Below are 14,345 nucleotides of genomic sequence, written 5' to 3'. Positions count from 1 at the left end.
CATGAAGGGTGACCTCTTTTCCAGCGAGCACATGGTGCAGCCCGCCACGGCGCCGGGCATGACCGTCGAGAACTCCAAGTGCATCCGTTACGCGGTGAACGGCGAGATGCTCGCCCGGCAGGGCGCGATGATCGCCTACCGGGGCAGTCTCCAGTTCGAGCGCAAGGGCCAGGGCGTGGGCGGCATGCTCAAGCGCGCGGTCACCGGGGAGGGTCTGCCGCTGATGGCGGTGCGCGGACAGGGCGAGGCCTGGTTCGCGAACGAGGCCCAGAACTGCTTCATCGTCGAGGTCGAGCCGGGTGACGAGTTCACCGTCAACGGCCGCAACGTCCTGTGCTTCGACGCGTCGTTGTCCTACCGCATCGCCACCGTCAAGGGCTCGGGCATCGCCGGCGGCGGTCTGTTCAACAGCGTCTTCACCGGGCACGGCAGGCTGGGCCTGGTCTGCGAGGGCAATCCGCTGGTCATCCCGGTCTCGCACCAGTACCCGGTCTACGTCGACACGGACGCGATCGTCGGCTGGTCCGCGGGGCTCGCGACCTCCCTGCACCGGTCGCAGTCGATCGGCTCGATGCTGCGCGGGGGTTCGGGCGAGGCCGTCCAGCTGCTGCTCCAGGGCGAGGGCTTCGTCGTCGTACGGCCGAGTGAGGCGACTCCGCAGAAGACGCAGCAGCACTGAGCCTCCTTCCTCCGCCCCCGGCCCCGGCCCCCAGGGTCCGTGTTGACCTTGGGGGCGTCGCGCGAAAGGGTGCGAAGGGGCGCGGATCAGCGCCCGCGCCGGAAGGAAGACTGCCTTGATCGGGATCACGGAGATCGAAGCCGCGGCCGAGCGGATCGCCGGACATGTCGTACGCACCCCGACCGTGCCCAGCCCGGGGCTGTCCGCGCTGCTCGGCGTCCCGGTCACCGCGAAGCTGGAGCTGCTGCAGCGCACCGGCTCGTTCAAGGCGCGCGGCGCCACGGCGAAGCTGCTCTCGCTGACCGGGGCCGAGCGGGCCGCCGGTGTCGTCGCCGTCAGCGGCGGCAACCACGGCATCGCGGTGGCGGTGATGGCGGCCGCCCTCGACGTGAAGGCCACGGTGGTCATGCCGCGCACGGCACCGGCGCGTTCCGTGGAGATCGCCGAGGAGGCGGGCGCGGTGGTGCGCCTCACCGACGGCATGGACAGCGCCTTCGCGCTCGTCGGCCGGCTCCGGGAGGAAGGGCTGACCCTGGTCCATCCCTTCGACGACCCCGTGGTGATCGCCGGACAGGGCACCGTGGGGCTGGAGTTCGCCGAGGACGCCGCCGACCTCACCGACGTGCTGGTGAGCATCGGGGGCGGCGGGCTGATCGCGGGCGTGGCGGCGGCGCTGCGGGCGCTGCGGCCCGGGGTGCGGATCTGGGGCGTGGAGACCGAGGGCGCCGAGGCCATGTCCCGGGCGCTCGCGGCGGGCGGGCCGCTCGCGGTGCCCCTGTCCTCGGTCGTCACCACGCTCAGCGCGCCGGCCGTCTCCCAGGTGACGTACGACCATGTGTCGGAGCTGGTCACCGAGGTGCTCGTGGTGTCGGACCGGGAGGCGGTCGAGGGGTCGCTCGCGCTCGCCGAGCACGCCAAGGTGTGGACCGAGCCCGCCGCCGGCTGTCTGCTCCCGGCGGCCCGGCAGGTGGTGGAGCGGGTCGGCGACGACGCCCGGATCGGGCTCGTGGTGTGCGGGGGCAATGCCACGGTGGCCGACATGGCGGTGTGGGCGGACCGCTTCGGACTGCGCTGACACCGGGCAGGGCGGGGCCGTGCGCGGGTGCCGTGCGCGGGTGCCGTGCGCGGGTGCCGTGCCCGCGGTTTTTGAAGAAGGGTCAGAAACCGGGCCGGTGGGCGCCTGCGCTGAACGCATCCCCGTCCCGGCGACGTACCTCTGGTCGAGCAGAGAGCCGGCGGTGCGAACGAGGGATGACCATGGGCAGGGCGCACGTCTCCACACACGAGCTGGTCGCCGGACGCTACCGCCTGTTCGAGGTCGTCCAGCGCGAGACGAACCGGGTCTGCTGGTCCGGGGAGGACGCCACGACGGGCCGCCCGTGCCTGGTCACGCAGATCGCGCTGCCGGAGGAACCGGCCGGTGAGGCCGTCCACCGGGCCCCGGGCCGGGTGATCCGCACCGGCGAGACCATGGCGTCGCTGTGCCCCGGGCGGATCGCCGTGGTGCTCGACGCGGCGCTGGTGGACGGCATGCTGTGGACGGTGACCGAATGGGTCGCCGGTGTTCCGCTCGGTGACGTCCTCGACCGCCGGGGCGCCTTCAACTACGCCCGGGCCGCGCGCGTCGGCCTGGAATTGCTGGCGGTGCTGGACGCGGCGCACACCCACGGCGTGACGCACGGCGAGCTGAGCCCGGGGCAGGTGTTCGTGCGCGAGGAGGGCTCCGTCGTCGTCACCGGCTTCGGACTGGCCGGCGCCACCCTCGCCCCGCGGCTGACGGCACCCGCGTACGCCTCGCCCGAGCAGGCCCGCGACGAGCGGATCGGGCCCGCGGCCGACCTGTGGACGCTGGGCGCGATCCTCTACACGATGGTCGAGGGCCGGCCGCCGTTCCGTGACCGGGGCCGGCCCGAGGCCACCCTGAAGGGGGTGGACCGGCTGCCGCTGCGCACGCCGGTGCGCGCCGGTCCACTCACCCAAGCCGTGCAGGGGCTGCTGCGCAAGAACTCCCGGGACCGGCTGACCCACCCGGTGGTGCGGGCGGCCCTCGCCCGGGCGCTGGCGGAGGAACCCGGCACCACCGCCGAGGTGACCACCCGGCCCGGGCTGCGCGGTGTGTACGCCGCCGCCCGGCAGGCGGGCCGCGACCGGTCGCGGCGGACCGTGGTGGCCGGGACCGCCCTGGCCCTCGCGACGGTCACGGTCGCCGTGCTCGCGGTCCTCGCCGCCACCGACGGGCGCCCCGGCGCCGGGGAGGGCGCCGCCACGGGCGCCCGGCCGCGCCCCTCGACGCCGTCCGCCCCGCCCACCGGCTCCGGACCCCCGGCCTCGCCCTCCGCCCCGGCCGGCGGTCCTGGCGCGAGCGCCTCGCCCTCGCGGCCGGGTGTCCCCGCTCCGGCCGGCTTCCGCCGCTACGACGCGCCGGAGGGCTTCTCCGTCGCCCTGCCCGGCGGCTGGCGCCGGCTGGACACCGCACGCGTGCCGGACGGCGCGTACCGGGTGGTGTTCGGGGCGTCCGGCGATCCGCGCACCCTCGCCGTCACCTACAGCAGGAGTGCGGGCGCGGACCCGGTGGCCGTCTGGCGCGACGACGTCGAGCCGGGGCTGGCGCGCTCGGACGGCTACCGGCGGATCGGCGAGATCCGCGCGACCACCTACCGGGGGCGCGCGGCGGCCGACATGGAGTGGCTGGCTGGGGACGACGGCTCCCGGGTCCGCACCTTCGGCCGGGGGTTCCTGCTCGGCGGCGGACGCAGCTTCTCGCTGCGCTGGACGACTCCGGCCGGCGACTGGGACGACCCCGCGAACGAGCGGGCGCTCGCCGCCTTCCTCGGTACCTTCCGGGAAGACCGGACCTGATACCTTCCACCCCGTTTCCCTCTGCTTTCCCCCTGTTTTCCCTCGGGCCGGGCGGGGACTCGGCCGCCATGGCACACATCGGATACACGATGATGACCGAGCAGGCCGGCCCGCGGGAACTCGTCGGCCATCTGGTGCGGGCCGAGGAGGTGGGGTTCGACTTCTCGGTGACCTCGGACCACTACTTCCCCTGGCTGCGCGCACAGGGCCACGCGCCCTACGCCTGGAGCGTGCTGGGCGCCGCGGCGCAGGCGACCTCCCGGATCCCGCTGATGACGTACGTGACGTGTCCGACGTTCCGGTACCACCCGGCGGTGGTGGCGCAGAAGGCGGCGACGCTGCAGTTGCTGTCCGAGGGCCGCTTCCGGCTGGGTCTCGGCTCGGGCGAGAACCTCAACGAGCACGTGGTGGGCGGCGGCTGGCCGTCCGTCGACGTACGGCACGAGATGCTCAAGGAGGCCGTGGAGATCATCCGGGCGCTGTTCGCGGGCGGCCACGTCAACCACCGCGGCACGCACTTCGACGTGGAGTCGGCCCGGCTCTGGGACCTGCCGGAGAGCGCACCCCCCATCGGTGTCGCCGTCTCCGGGGAGCGCTCCTGCGAGCTGGCGGGCGAGTTCGCCGACCTGGTGATCGCCACCGAGCCGAAGGCCGGGCTGCTGGAGTCCTTCGACCGGCACGGCGGCACGGGCAAGCCGCGCGTGGGCCAGCTGCCCGTCTCCTACGACCCCGACCGGGACACGGCGGTCAAGCGGGCCCACGCGCAGTTCCGCTGGTTCGGCAGCGGCTGGAAGGTCAACTCCGAACTGCCGCACCCGGACTCCTTCGAGGCGGCCACCCAGTTCGTGACACCCGACGACGTCGCCGAGTCCATCCCCTGCGGCGACGACCCGGACGCCTTCGTGGCGGCCGTACGCCCCTACGTCGAGGCCGGGTTCACCGAGATCGCCCTGGTGCAGATCGGCGGCGAGTCGCAACCCGCCTTCCTGGACTGGTCGGAGAAGACCCTGCTGCCCGCGCTGCGCGAGGAGTTCGGCCGCGACTGAAACCCCGGGGACGGGCGAATCACCCGGACGACTGAGCATCTCGCCGCTGTGCGGGGTACTAGAGGGCTCTACGTCCGTCCTCCTGGAGGCCCTCGTGAACACCGCCGTGCACAAGACCATGGTCGTGCAGCTCCAGGCGGGCGACACCGCCGACCGGTTCCCGGTGCTCGCCCACCTCGCGTACGACGCGGCGGACCCGTTCGCCCTCACGGTGCTCTTCAGCCACGACGGCCGGGTGCTCGCCCGCTGGACGCTGGACCGGGAGATGGTCGCCGAGGGGCTCACCCGCCCGGTGGGCGTGGGCGACGTGCGGCTGCGGCCGGAGTCGCGCGGCATGTGGGACGAACTGCGCATCGAACTGCTGGGTGACGACCGGGCCGACGGGGCCCGGCACCGTGCCGTGGTGTTCGTGTGGGCGGCGGCCGTCGAGGCCTTCCTGCGCGAGACGCACACGGTGGTCCGGCCGGGGCGGGAACGCGTGGGCGTCGACGACTTCCTCGCCGAGCTGACGGCGGAGGGCTGACGGCGGAGAGCTTGAGGCGAGGGCCGAGGGCCGGCCGCGGGGCCGCCGGCCGTCGGCCACCGGGTCTCAGCGGGCCGTGTGGCGGTGCCGGGTCCACAGCGGGATGCCGAACCAGCACAGCAGGTACCAGAGCACCACGCCGGTGACGAGGTAGGGCACGAAGCCGTCGTGGGTCGCGACGCGCAGGATCAGCAGCAGCGAGCAGGCCGTCGTGGCGAGCAGCAGCACCAGGCCGAGCACGGTCAGCCGGGACGCCCACCGCACCGCCTGGGGCTTCACCCGCCGTCCGGAGACGAGGCGGTGCAGGGACACCGGGCCGATCAGGGCGCCGGTGGTCACGGCGCCGAGGACGACCGTGATCAGGTAGATCGTCTGATCGGTGTCCGACAGGGTCTCGTACTTCGGCTGGAAGACGACCGTGAGCAGGAAGCCGAACAGGATCTGCACGCCCATCTGCGCGACGCGGACCTCCTGGATCAGCTCCGTCCACATCCGGTCCGCCCGCTCCTCCTCGGTCTCGTTGCGGCCCCTGCGCCGGCCCGAGCCCTCAGCCGCTTCCGAGTCCCTCACGTCGTCCTCCCGGTGACCGTCGCCTGCGTCCTCTTCCCTGTTCCCGGGATCCTCGGACTCAGGCGCCGGGCCGGGGCGGCGACCGGCGGTTTGGGTGATCGGGGGACGGTTACACGGCCCGGGACCGACGGACGCGCGGCAAGGAAGGCGAAGGATGTCCGACACTCAGCTCACCGTGACGCTCGACGGCGGCGGCATCGACGACGCGCGGGCGATCGTCCGCGCCCTGGAAGGCGTCTTCGGGGCTCCCGACGGCCCGCCCGCAGACGAGGGCGCGACGGTGCGCACCGCGACCTTCGACTCCCCTGAGACCCCGCAGGCCGCCCAGGCGCCCCCGCGGACAGCGGGTGACACGCTCTCCGCGCCGGTGACGGTGACCGTTCAGGGCACGCCGCAGGCCGTGGAGGCGGCGAGCGAGACGCTGTCCCGCGCCTTCACCGCGCGCGACGACGGAGCGGCCTCGGGCGACCAGGAGCGGGAACGGCAGTTGCTCCTGGTGCCGTGAGGCCGCCTCGCCCCGACCGCCGGCCGCCTACCAGCGGTTCTCGACCTGGTCCTTGACGCGCCGGTCGTAGAGGTCGCGGATCGCGGCGAGGGTGGCGTCGGACAGCTCCGGCAGCCGGGCGGCGTCGGTGTTGGCGCGGGCCTGCTCCGGCGAACGGGCGCCCGGGATCACCGTCGTCACGCCGGGCTGCTGGACGATCCAGCGCAGCGCCAGCTGGGCCGGGGTGTACCCCTCGGGCGCGAGCGCCGCGAACTCGGCGGCGGCCGACACCCCGGTGGCGAAGTCGACGCCGGAGAAGGTCTCGCCCTGGTCGAACGCCTCGCCGTGCCGGTTGAAGTTCCGGTGGTCGTTGGCCGCGAAGACGGTGTCCTCGGTGTACTTGCCGGTCAGCAGGCCGGACGCCAGCGGCACCCGGGCGATGATGCCGACGCCCGCCTCGCGGGCCGCGGGCAGGACCTCGCTCAGGGGCTTCATCCGGAACGGGTTGAGGATGATCTGGACGCTCGCCACGTTCGGCCGGGCGATCGCGGTCAGCGCCTCGGCGCAGGTCTCCACGCTGACGCCGTACGCGGCGACGCGCTCCTCCTCGACCAGGGTGTCCAGGGCGTCGAACACCTCGTCGCTGGAGTAGACGGGCGTCGGCGGGCAGTGCAGCTGCACCAGGTCCAGGCGGTCGACACCGAGGTTGCGGCGGGAGCGGTCGTTCCACTCCCGGAAGTTGTCCAGGACGTAGTTCTGCGGGATCTGGTCGACCCGCCGGCCCATCTTGGTGGCGACCAGCACGTGCAGGTCGGGCCTGCTCGCGAGGAACGTCGCGATGGTCTGTTCGCTGCGGCCGTCGCCGTAGACGTCCGCGGTGTCGAAGAAGGTCACCCCCGACTCGGCCGCCGCCTCCAGTACCGCGAGGGCTTCCTTGTCGTCCACGTCTCCCCAGTCGGCGCCCAGTTGCCAGGTGCCGAGGCCGACCACCGACGCGTGCTGATCCGACCTGCCGAAAGTGCGCTCGTCCATGGCGTCAGTCTGTCATCCGCGGTGCGCGGGCACCGCGTCGGGACGCCGGGAGCGGCCCGGTCCTTCGCCGGTGGCGAGCCTGCGCGCCTGGGCCGTGCGCGCGATCACGGGCCCCAGCCGGCGCTTGACCCTGCGCAGCGTCTCCAGCCGGCCGGCCGCCCGGTCGATTCGGTAGTACAGGCGGGGCGGGAGGTACGGCAGCAGCGGCGAGTGGCGCTGGCCGAGCAGGGCGAACATCTGCTGGGGCGGCAGGTGGATGTAGCGCGGCAGGTTCTCGTACCACTGGGCACTGAGCCGGGCCGCGCTCTGCATCGGCAGCAGGGCCGCCCGGCGTTCGCGTTCGTAGGCGGCGAGGGCGTCCGGGAGGGTGGCCCGCTCGTGCAGCGCCGCCGACAGCGCCATGGCGTCCTCCAGGGCGAGGGTGGTGCCCGCGCCGATGGAGTAGTGCGTGGTGTGGGCGGCGTCGCCGAGCAGCACCAGGCCGCCTCGGGACCAGGTGCGGTTGGTGAGGGTGCGGAAGGTGCGCCAGGTGGCGCCGGCCCGGCCGGAGGACCGCGCGGTGAGCGGGTGCCCGTCCAGCAGGTCCGCGAAGAGCTTCTCCAGCACGAGCAGTCCCTCGGTCTCGTCGGCCCGGTCCAGGCCCAGGCCGGTCCAGGTCGCGGGCGCGCACTCGACGACGCAGGTACTGCCCTCGGGGCCGAAGCCGTAGCCGTACGCCCAGATCCAGCCGTGGCCGGTCTCGACGAAGGCGAAGGTGAAGGCGTCGAAGACCTTGGTGGTGCCGAGCCACACGTAGTGGTTGCGGCCCGCGGTGATCTCGGTACCGAAGTGTTCGGCGTGCTGGGCTCGCAGGGCGCTGCCCGCCCCGTCGGCCGCCACCACCAGGTCGGCGGCGGGCGGGTTCGCGCCGGTGACCTGCCGCTCGTACTCCAGGCGTACGCCCAGCTCGCGGGCGCGGGCGGCGAGGATCGCGAGGAGCCGGTGGCGGCCGATGCCGAAGCCCTCGTCGCCGTGGTGCCGGGTGGCCAGGTCGCCCACCCGGGCGACGCCGTCCCGCCAGCGCACGGAGTGCTGCTCGACGGCGCGCGCGGAGGCGGGGTCGTGCTCCTGGAGCCGGTCGAGCAGTGGTCGCCAGTAGGTGACGCCCCAGCCGTAGGTGGAGCCCTCCGGGTCGCGTTCGTGGACGGTGACGTCGTGGTTCGGGTCCCGCAGCTTCAGCAGGATCGACAGATACAGTCCGGCGGGCCCACCGCCGACGCAGGCGACCTTCACACACACCCCTGGTATGCACTCATAACGGTCATTCGGGACCGCAGAGTAACAAGAGGGGGTGCGCGGGCCGGTGCCGCGCGGCCGTGGGCGGGTGCGGTGTGTCGGGCGGCGCGGTCTATCCGGCGGTCGCCGTGCGGCACTCCGGGTGGCCCCAGCCCCGGTCGTTCTTGGCGATGGGCTCCCCGGCCGCGTACGAGCGGCCGCACAGGCAGCGCCCGGCGAACTTGGCCTTGATGGTGCGCGCCGAGGAGCCGCCGCCCTTGCGGGCCGCCCCCGACGCCCGGCGCGGAGACTTACGGGTCGCCGGGGCGTCCGGTGCGGGCGGTGGCTCGGGCGAGCCGAGAGCGCTGCCCGCGGCTTCCTGGACGACGGCCGCCTGGCTGGCGGCGCGGTCGGCGAAGTCGTTGAGCCGGTCGCCGTCGACCTGGTGGGCGGGGACGTAACGGAACTCGACCGAGCGGCCGTCGAGCAGCTCGTCGATGCGCACGACCAGCTCCTGGTTGGCGACCGGCTTGCCGGCGGCGGTCTTCCAGCCGTTGCGCTTCCAGCCGGGCAGCCAGGTGGTGACGGCCTTCATGGCGTACTGCGAGTCCATGCGGACCTCGAGCGGGACGCCGGGGTCGGTCGACGCCAGCAGGCGCTCCAGCGCCGTGAGTTCGGCGACGTTGTTGGTGTTCCTGCCGAGCGGGCCTGCCTCCCAGCGGACCGGGTTCTCCGACGCGTCGGCCACCACCCAGGCCCAGCCGGCCGGACCCGGGTTTCCCTTCGAAGCCCCGTCGCACGCGGCCACCACACGTTCACGCATGCGCCCGATCATGCCATGGCCCGGCGGGGTGTCCGGACGGGGTCTACGAGACGTCCGTGAGCTTGGGCATCTCCCCCTCGGTGGTCGTGATGTCGATCACCGAGAAGCTCGCGCCCTGCGGATCGCTCAGTGCCGCGAACCGCCCGAACGGGGTCGTCATCGGGCCGAACCGCAGGATGCCGCCGAGCCTGGTGGCGCGGGCCACGGCGTCGTCGCAGTCGCCGACGGTGAAGTAGACGTTGATGTAGGGCGGGACCTCGGGCGGGAAGTCCTCCGTCATGGCCATCCGGCCCAGGACGGGTCGGTCGCCGAGGTCGAAGAGGCGGAAGTCCACCTGGTCGTCCTGCATCTGCTGGGCCCGGTAGGAGAAGACCGCCGGGAAGAAGGCGTCCGACTTCGCGGGCTCGCGGGTGAAGACCTCCGCCCAGCAGTACGCGCCGGGCACGGCCGTCGCCTCGAAGCCCTCGTGGGCGTCGCCCTGCCAGACGCCGAAGACGACGCCGCTCGGGTCCCGGGCCAGGCACATGGTGCCGAAATCGCCCACCCGCATCGGTTCGAGGAGCAGCTCCCCGCCGGCCCCACGGATCCGGCCGGCGGTCGCCGCCGCGTCCGGGGAGGCGAAGTAGAGGCACCACTGGGACTGGTCCTCGTGCCCGGGCGGGGGCGGGACCACGGCGGCCACCGCCTTGCCGTCCGCGTAGCACTGGGTGTAGTTGCCGAACTCCGACGACGACTCGCCGAAGGTCCAGCCGAGCACGTCGCCGTAGAAGCTCTTGGCTCCCTCGACGTCGGTGAACATCGCGTCGGCCCAGCAAGGGGCCCCTTCGGGTTGCACGGCCATGACTGCCGCCTCCTGTGCGGAGAAGTGGTGCGGACTGTGAGTCGGACCGAGGAACGGGGCGACCGGACACGGTCCGGTTCCTCACGCTAGCCATCCCGTCCCCGACCCGCGCGTCGGCGGCGCGTCACTGCCCGGCGTACGCCTGCTCGAGTGCGGCGATGTCGAGCTTGCGCATCGACATCATGGCCTTGTTGGCGCGCGCCACCTTGGCGGGATCGGGGTCGCGGAACATCTCCTCGAGCCGGCGCGGGACGACCTGCCAGGACACGCCGAACCGGTCCTTGAGCCAGCCGCAGGGCCCGTCCTCGCCGCCGCCCTCGGTGAGCCTGGTCCAGTAGTGGTCGACCTCGTCCTGGTCCTCGCAGGTGATCTGGAAGGAGATCGCCTCGTTGAACTTGAACTGCGGGCCGCCGTTGAGGCCCACGAACTTCTGGCCGTTGGCGGTGAACTCGACGGTGAGCACCGTCCCGGCGGGCAGCGGTGCCCCCTCGGGGTAGCGGGTGACGGCGCCGACGCCGGAGTTCTTGAAGACGGAGACGTAGAAGTGGGCGGCGTCCTCGGCATCGCCGTCGAACCACAGGCAGGTGGTGAATCCGTCGGTGCTCATGAGTACCTCCAGGGAGCGGAACACGGTCACCACTGTCGACCGGCGCTGGCCGCGGAACTCATCGCTCTGCCGGTGGCGAATCTGCCGCGGGCAGAGAAGTCCCCGCTGGGGGCCGTGGCGGCCGGAGAGTGGAGGGACCGCGGCGTCATCGGCCGCGGCCCGACCCTCTCCCACCGACCACGACTCGACAAGGAGCGCCGATGTCTCCACTCACCACCGGACCGGCCCCGGCCCTGACGCCCAGGGCCGAGGAGGGCGACACCCCCGCGACCCGGTTCGACGACCGGCTCGCCGAGCAGTTGCTCGACCAGCGGATCGTGCTGCTGGGCACCCAGGTCGACGAGGTCTCCGCGAACCGGGTCTGCGCGCAGCTGCTGATCCTGTCCGCGCAGGACCCGCGCACCGACATCAGCCTGTACATCAACAGCCCCGGCGGTTCGGTGCACGCGGGGCTCGCCATCTACGACACGATGCGGCTGATCCCCAACGAGGTCTCGACACTCGCCATGGGGTTCGCCGCCAGCATGGGGCAGTTCCTGCTGAGCGTCGGCACGGCGGGCAAGCGCTACGCCCTGCCGAACGCGCGGATCATGATGCACCAGCCGTCGGCGGGCATCGGCGGCACCACCGCGGACATCGAGATCCAGGCGGACAACCTGGAGTTCACCAAGCGGACCATCGAGCGGATCACCGCCGAGCACACCGGTCAGAGCCCGGAGGTCATCTCCCGGGACGGCGACCGCGACCGCTGGTTCACGGCCGAGGAGGCCAGGGAGTACGGAATGGTGGACCAGGTCGTGCAGTCCCTCGCGGACGTGCGCCCGGCCGCCGCCAAGCGACGGATGGGGCTGTGACATGGGGAGCTACACGATTCCGAACGTCGTCGAGCGGACCCCGCAGGGCGAGCGGTCCTACGACGTGTTCAGCCGGCTGCTGTCGGAGCGGATCATCTTCCTGGGGACCGAGATCGACGACGGTGTGGCCAACGTCGTGATCGCACAGCTCCTGCACCTGGAGTCGTCGGCCCCGGAGACCGAGATCGCGATCTACATCAACTCCCCCGGCGGCTCGTTCACGTCGCTGATGGCGATCTACGACACGATGACCTTCGTGCAGGCGCCGATCTCGACGTTCTGTGTCGGGCAGGCGGCGTCCACGGCGGCCGTGCTGCTTGCGGGCGGGGACCCGGGACGGCGGTTCGTGCTGGAGCACGCGCGGGTGCTGCTGGGGCAGCCGGCCAGCGGCGGCCGGCAGGGAACCGTCTCCGACCTGGCGCTGCAGGCCAAGGAGATGGTGCGGATCCGCTCCCAGGTGGAGGAGGTGCTGGCCCGCCACACCCACCACGACGTGGCGACGCTGCGCGCCGACATGGACCGCGACAAGGTGTTCACCGCGCGGGAGGCGGTGGCGTACGGGCTGGCCGACGAGGTGCTCGCCCGGCGCCTGGCGCGGGTCTGAGGGGCCGGGCCGGCGTCCCGCACGGTGCGGGGCGCCGGCCGGTGCGTGTCCTCAGGCGGCCAGGCACATCCCGTCGAACCGGGTGCCGGGCGTGCCGCGGCCCGCGCCCGCGCCGGTGTGCCGGGAGGTGAGGCGGACCAGCTCGCCCTGCGCGCGGGCCAGCAGGTCGCCCAGGCCCAGTCCGAGGGCGCCCGCGGCGGCGGCCAGCACTTCCGAGGACGCCTCCTTGCGGCCGCGCTCCACCTCCGAGAGGTAGGGCATGGAGATCCGGGCGGCCTCGGCGACCTCCTTCAGGGTGCGCTCCTGCTCGAGGCGTTCCCGCCGCAGGACGTCGCCGACCAGGTCGCGCCACAGGGGCTCCCGCACGGTGGGCGGCCTTCGCTCCGGGGGAACCGGCGAGACGGTGGGGCGCGAGGCTGTGGGGCGCGCCTCGGGGCGCTCGGCCCGTGGGCGCAGCGGAATGACGCGGGCTTCGTTCGGCACGTGGCTGGTCACCTCCTCAGCCTAGGGTTCCGGCCGCGTCACGGAAGGGGGCGGCGTTCCGCCCTCAGGGAAATCCCGGTGACCCGGGAGCATCCCGTGCACCGAGGACCCTCGGTAGTCCCGGTGCCCGGGAGCGTCCCCGGATGCCGGCGACCGTCCGCGGGACTACCCTGGGCAGAAACGGGGGCATGAGCCGTCGCGACCCGGGTACCCGCAAGCGCGAAAAGCCTAGGGAGACGTCGAACCGTGACTTTCGTGGGAGAGGCAATGGAGACCGCCGTGGTCCGGCCGGAAACGCAGGACGCCGTGGACACCCGCACCATGGACCCCCGCACCGTGGCCCCGCGCGACGCGCGGCAGTTGTCCCGCCAGTTCTTCCGGCGCCTGACGGAACTCGAAGAGGGCACGCACGAGTACCAGTACGCGCGCAACACGCTGATCGAGATGAACATGTCGCTCGTGCGGTTCGCGGCGGGCCGCTTCCGCGGTCGCGGGGACGACATGGAGGACATCGTCCAGACCGGCATGATCGGCCTGATCAAGGCCATCGACCGGTTCGAGCTGTCGCGCGAGGTCGAGTTCACGTCGTTCGCGCTGCCGTACATCGTCGGCGAGATCAAGCGCTTCTTCCGGGACACCACCTGGGCCGTGCACGTGCCGCGGCGGCTCCAGGAGCTGCGGGTGGAGCTGGCCCGGGCCCGCGAGGAGCTCGCCTCGCGCCTGGACCGCGAGCCCACCGTCGCCGAGCTCGCCACGCTGATGAACATCGGCGAGCGCGAGGTGATCGAGGGCCAGATCGCGTCCAACGGCTACAACTCCTCCTCGCTGGACGCCGCCCTGACCGGCGAAGGAGCCGAGAACGGCGAGTCGGTCCTGGCCGACTTCATCGGAGTGGAGGAGGACGGGCTGCGGCTCGTCGAGGACTTCCACTCGCTGGCCCCGCTGATGGCCGAGCTGAGCGAGCGGGACCGGCAGATCATTCACCTGCGGTTCGTGGAGGAGGCCACGCAGGCGGAGATCGGCGAACGGCTCGGCTGCTCCCAGATGCACGTGTCCCGGCTGATCAAGCGGATCATCACCGGGCTGCGCGAGGGCATGCTGGGCGAACTCGGCTGCGCCTGAACCCCGGCCCCACGGCGGACGGACGACGGGCGAACGGTGACGACGGTGGTGTCCTTCACTCCTCGGTGAGGGGCACCACGGCGCGTACGCGTTTGCCGACCGGGACGCGTTCGACGACGACCGTCTCGACCAGGGCGTGCACGATCTCCAGACCGTGCCGGCCGACCCGCTCGGGATCCCGGGGGAAGCGCTCCGGCACCGCGCCACTGCTGTCGTACACGGTCACCGTGACCGCGCTGCCCGTGCCCTCCAGCTCCAGGATGTACGGTCCCCTGCTGTGCCGGTCGGCGTTGGTGACCAGCTCGCTCACCACCAGCAGCACCGCGCCGTCGGCACGCGCGCCGATCGCGGCGCACCACTCGGTCCTCAGCTGTTCGAGGAAGAGCGAGGCGAAGGAACGCGCCTGCGCTATGCATCCCGGCTCACCGGAGTAGTGTGCCGCCCGCCTCAGCGGTTCCACGGGTACGTCGAAACCAGTCGGTATCACTGCCCCGTCCAGGTACTCGGTCATGCGTTTCTCTCTCGGAAGCCGGACTGGCCGGACGCTGCTGCATCTGTCCTCGT

The 14,345-nt window shown here is 72.7% G+C and carries 17 protein-coding genes; 9 read left to right on the top strand and 8 right to left on the bottom strand.

The annotated features are described in order from the left end of the window. Position 1 precedes the first annotated feature (1 nt). The 5 genes from IE258_RS36625 to IE258_RS36605 all read left to right on the top strand — a co-directional run bounded on the left by IE258_RS36625 (position 2) and on the right by IE258_RS36605 (position 5,107). Positions 2-679, top strand: a complete 678-nt coding sequence (locus tag IE258_RS36625; protein WP_159326400.1) for an AIM24 family protein — start codon at positions 2-4, stop codon at positions 677-679. 115 nt (positions 680-794) lie between these two features. Next, a complete protein-coding gene (locus IE258_RS36620; RefSeq protein ID WP_189750140.1) occupies positions 795-1,754 on the top strand; it encodes a threonine/serine dehydratase family protein in 960 nt (319 codons plus the stop codon). Positions 1,755-1,930: 176 nt separating this feature from the next. Continuing rightward, entirely contained in the window at positions 1,931-3,538 is a 1,608-nt protein-coding gene (locus IE258_RS36615; RefSeq protein ID WP_189750139.1) for a serine/threonine protein kinase, read from the top strand. Between the two features lie 68 nt (positions 3,539-3,606). Beyond that, positions 3,607-4,584: an LLM class F420-dependent oxidoreductase gene (locus IE258_RS36610; RefSeq protein WP_189750138.1), complete on the top strand. Its 978-nt coding sequence runs from the start codon at positions 3,607-3,609 to the stop codon at positions 4,582-4,584. 94 nt (positions 4,585-4,678) lie between these two features. Then, a complete protein-coding gene (locus IE258_RS36605; protein ID WP_161380717.1) occupies positions 4,679-5,107 on the top strand; it encodes an SsgA family sporulation/cell division regulator in 429 nt (142 codons plus the stop codon). Between the two features lie 66 nt (positions 5,108-5,173). On the opposite strand, the gene IE258_RS36600 is transcribed toward IE258_RS36605, so the two are convergent. Beyond that, positions 5,174-5,599 (bottom strand): DUF6328 family protein, encoded by a 426-nt coding sequence (locus IE258_RS36600; RefSeq protein WP_167308744.1) that lies wholly within the window; start codon positions 5,597-5,599, stop codon positions 5,174-5,176. 232 nt (positions 5,600-5,831) lie between these two features. On the opposite strand from IE258_RS36600, the gene IE258_RS36595 reads away from it, so the two are divergent. Continuing rightward, the gene (locus IE258_RS36595; RefSeq protein WP_189750137.1) at positions 5,832-6,182 is read left to right on the top strand and encodes a hypothetical protein; all 351 of its coding nucleotides are present in this window, start codon (positions 5,832-5,834) and stop codon (positions 6,180-6,182) included. A gap of 27 nt (positions 6,183-6,209) precedes the next feature. On the opposite strand, the gene IE258_RS36590 is transcribed toward IE258_RS36595, so the two are convergent. The 5 genes from IE258_RS36590 to IE258_RS36570 all read right to left on the bottom strand — a co-directional run bounded on the left by IE258_RS36590 (position 6,210) and on the right by IE258_RS36570 (position 10,718). Beyond that, on the bottom strand, positions 6,210-7,193 hold the full coding sequence (locus tag IE258_RS36590; protein ID WP_189750136.1) for an aldo/keto reductase: 984 nt from the start codon (positions 7,191-7,193) through the stop codon (positions 6,210-6,212). Positions 7,194-7,205: 12 nt separating this feature from the next. Next, positions 7,206-8,465: an FAD-dependent monooxygenase gene (locus IE258_RS36585; RefSeq protein WP_189750135.1), complete on the bottom strand. Its 1,260-nt coding sequence runs from the start codon at positions 8,463-8,465 to the stop codon at positions 7,206-7,208. A gap of 115 nt (positions 8,466-8,580) precedes the next feature. Then, positions 8,581-9,282 (bottom strand): ribonuclease H family protein, encoded by a 702-nt coding sequence (locus tag IE258_RS36580; RefSeq protein ID WP_142198061.1) that lies wholly within the window; start codon positions 9,280-9,282, stop codon positions 8,581-8,583. 31 nt (positions 9,283-9,313) lie between these two features. Beyond that, entirely contained in the window at positions 9,314-10,111 is a 798-nt protein-coding gene (locus IE258_RS36575) for a VOC family protein (RefSeq protein WP_189750134.1), read from the bottom strand. Positions 10,112-10,235: 124 nt separating this feature from the next. Then, positions 10,236-10,718, bottom strand: coding sequence for a VOC family protein (locus IE258_RS36570; RefSeq protein ID WP_159326390.1), 483 nt, complete (start codon positions 10,716-10,718; stop codon positions 10,236-10,238). 200 nt (positions 10,719-10,918) lie between these two features. On the opposite strand from IE258_RS36570, the gene IE258_RS36565 reads away from it, so the two are divergent. After that, positions 10,919-11,572 carry an ATP-dependent Clp protease proteolytic subunit gene (locus tag IE258_RS36565; protein ID WP_159326389.1) on the top strand — a complete coding sequence of 218 codons (654 nt, stop codon included), beginning with the start codon at positions 10,919-10,921 and terminating at the stop codon, positions 11,570-11,572. Position 11,573: 1 nt separating this feature from the next. Then, entirely contained in the window at positions 11,574-12,176 is a 603-nt protein-coding gene (locus IE258_RS36560; RefSeq protein ID WP_159326388.1) for a ClpP family protease, read from the top strand. A gap of 51 nt (positions 12,177-12,227) precedes the next feature. On the opposite strand, the gene IE258_RS36555 is transcribed toward IE258_RS36560, so the two are convergent. Further along, positions 12,228-12,671 carry a helix-turn-helix domain-containing protein gene (locus tag IE258_RS36555; protein WP_189750133.1) on the bottom strand — a complete coding sequence of 148 codons (444 nt, stop codon included), beginning with the start codon at positions 12,669-12,671 and terminating at the stop codon, positions 12,228-12,230. 255 nt (positions 12,672-12,926) lie between these two features. Between IE258_RS36555 and IE258_RS36550 the strand changes: the two genes are divergently transcribed. After that, on the top strand, positions 12,927-13,781 hold the full coding sequence (locus IE258_RS36550; RefSeq protein ID WP_189750181.1) for an RNA polymerase sigma factor SigF: 855 nt from the start codon (positions 12,927-12,929) through the stop codon (positions 13,779-13,781). 55 nt (positions 13,782-13,836) lie between these two features. On the opposite strand, the gene IE258_RS36545 is transcribed toward IE258_RS36550, so the two are convergent. Continuing rightward, complete coding sequence (locus tag IE258_RS36545; protein ID WP_127896618.1) at positions 13,837-14,292, bottom strand: ATP-binding protein; 456 nt, start codon at positions 14,290-14,292, stop codon at positions 13,837-13,839. Positions 14,293-14,345: the final 53 nt, after the last annotated feature.

Source organism: Streptomyces tendae (genome assembly GCF_014650435.1).
In the GTDB taxonomy this organism is placed as follows: domain Bacteria; phylum Actinomycetota; class Actinomycetes; order Streptomycetales; family Streptomycetaceae; genus Streptomyces; species Streptomyces tendae.
This window is presented reverse-complemented; position numbering and strand designations above follow the sequence as displayed.

What these genes read in the sequence shown, in the direction of transcription:
- IE258_RS36600 (WP_167308744.1), bottom strand. Translation starts at nt 5,599, where the DNA reads ATGTGGACGGAGCTGATCCAGGAGGTCCGCGTCGCGCAGATGGGCGTG.
- IE258_RS36570 (WP_159326390.1), bottom strand. Translation starts at nt 10,718, where the DNA reads ATGAGCACCGACGGATTCACCACCTGCCTGTGGTTCGACGGCGATGCC.
- IE258_RS36590 (WP_189750136.1), bottom strand. Translation starts at nt 7,193, where the DNA reads ATGGACGAGCGCACTTTCGGCAGGTCGGATCAGCACGCGTCGGTGGTC.
- IE258_RS36595 (WP_189750137.1), top strand. Translation starts at nt 5,832, where the DNA reads ATGTCCGACACTCAGCTCACCGTGACGCTCGACGGCGGCGGCATCGAC.
- IE258_RS36615 (WP_189750139.1), top strand. Translation starts at nt 1,931, where the DNA reads ATGACCATGGGCAGGGCGCACGTCTCCACACACGAGCTGGTCGCCGGA.
- IE258_RS36580 (WP_142198061.1), bottom strand. Translation starts at nt 9,282, where the DNA reads ATGATCGGGCGCATGCGTGAACGTGTGGTGGCCGCGTGCGACGGGGCT.
- IE258_RS36575 (WP_189750134.1), bottom strand. Translation starts at nt 10,111, where the DNA reads ATGGCCGTGCAACCCGAAGGGGCCCCTTGCTGGGCCGACGCGATGTTC.
- IE258_RS36565 (WP_159326389.1), top strand. Translation starts at nt 10,919, where the DNA reads ATGTCTCCACTCACCACCGGACCGGCCCCGGCCCTGACGCCCAGGGCC.
- IE258_RS36610 (WP_189750138.1), top strand. Translation starts at nt 3,607, where the DNA reads ATGGCACACATCGGATACACGATGATGACCGAGCAGGCCGGCCCGCGG.
- IE258_RS36560 (WP_159326388.1), top strand. Translation starts at nt 11,574, where the DNA reads ATGGGGAGCTACACGATTCCGAACGTCGTCGAGCGGACCCCGCAGGGC.
- IE258_RS36545 (WP_127896618.1), bottom strand. Translation starts at nt 14,292, where the DNA reads ATGACCGAGTACCTGGACGGGGCAGTGATACCGACTGGTTTCGACGTA.
- IE258_RS36550 (WP_189750181.1), top strand. Translation starts at nt 12,927, where the DNA reads ATGGAGACCGCCGTGGTCCGGCCGGAAACGCAGGACGCCGTGGACACC.
- IE258_RS36625 (WP_159326400.1), top strand. Translation starts at nt 2, where the DNA reads ATGAAGGGTGACCTCTTTTCCAGCGAGCACATGGTGCAGCCCGCCACG.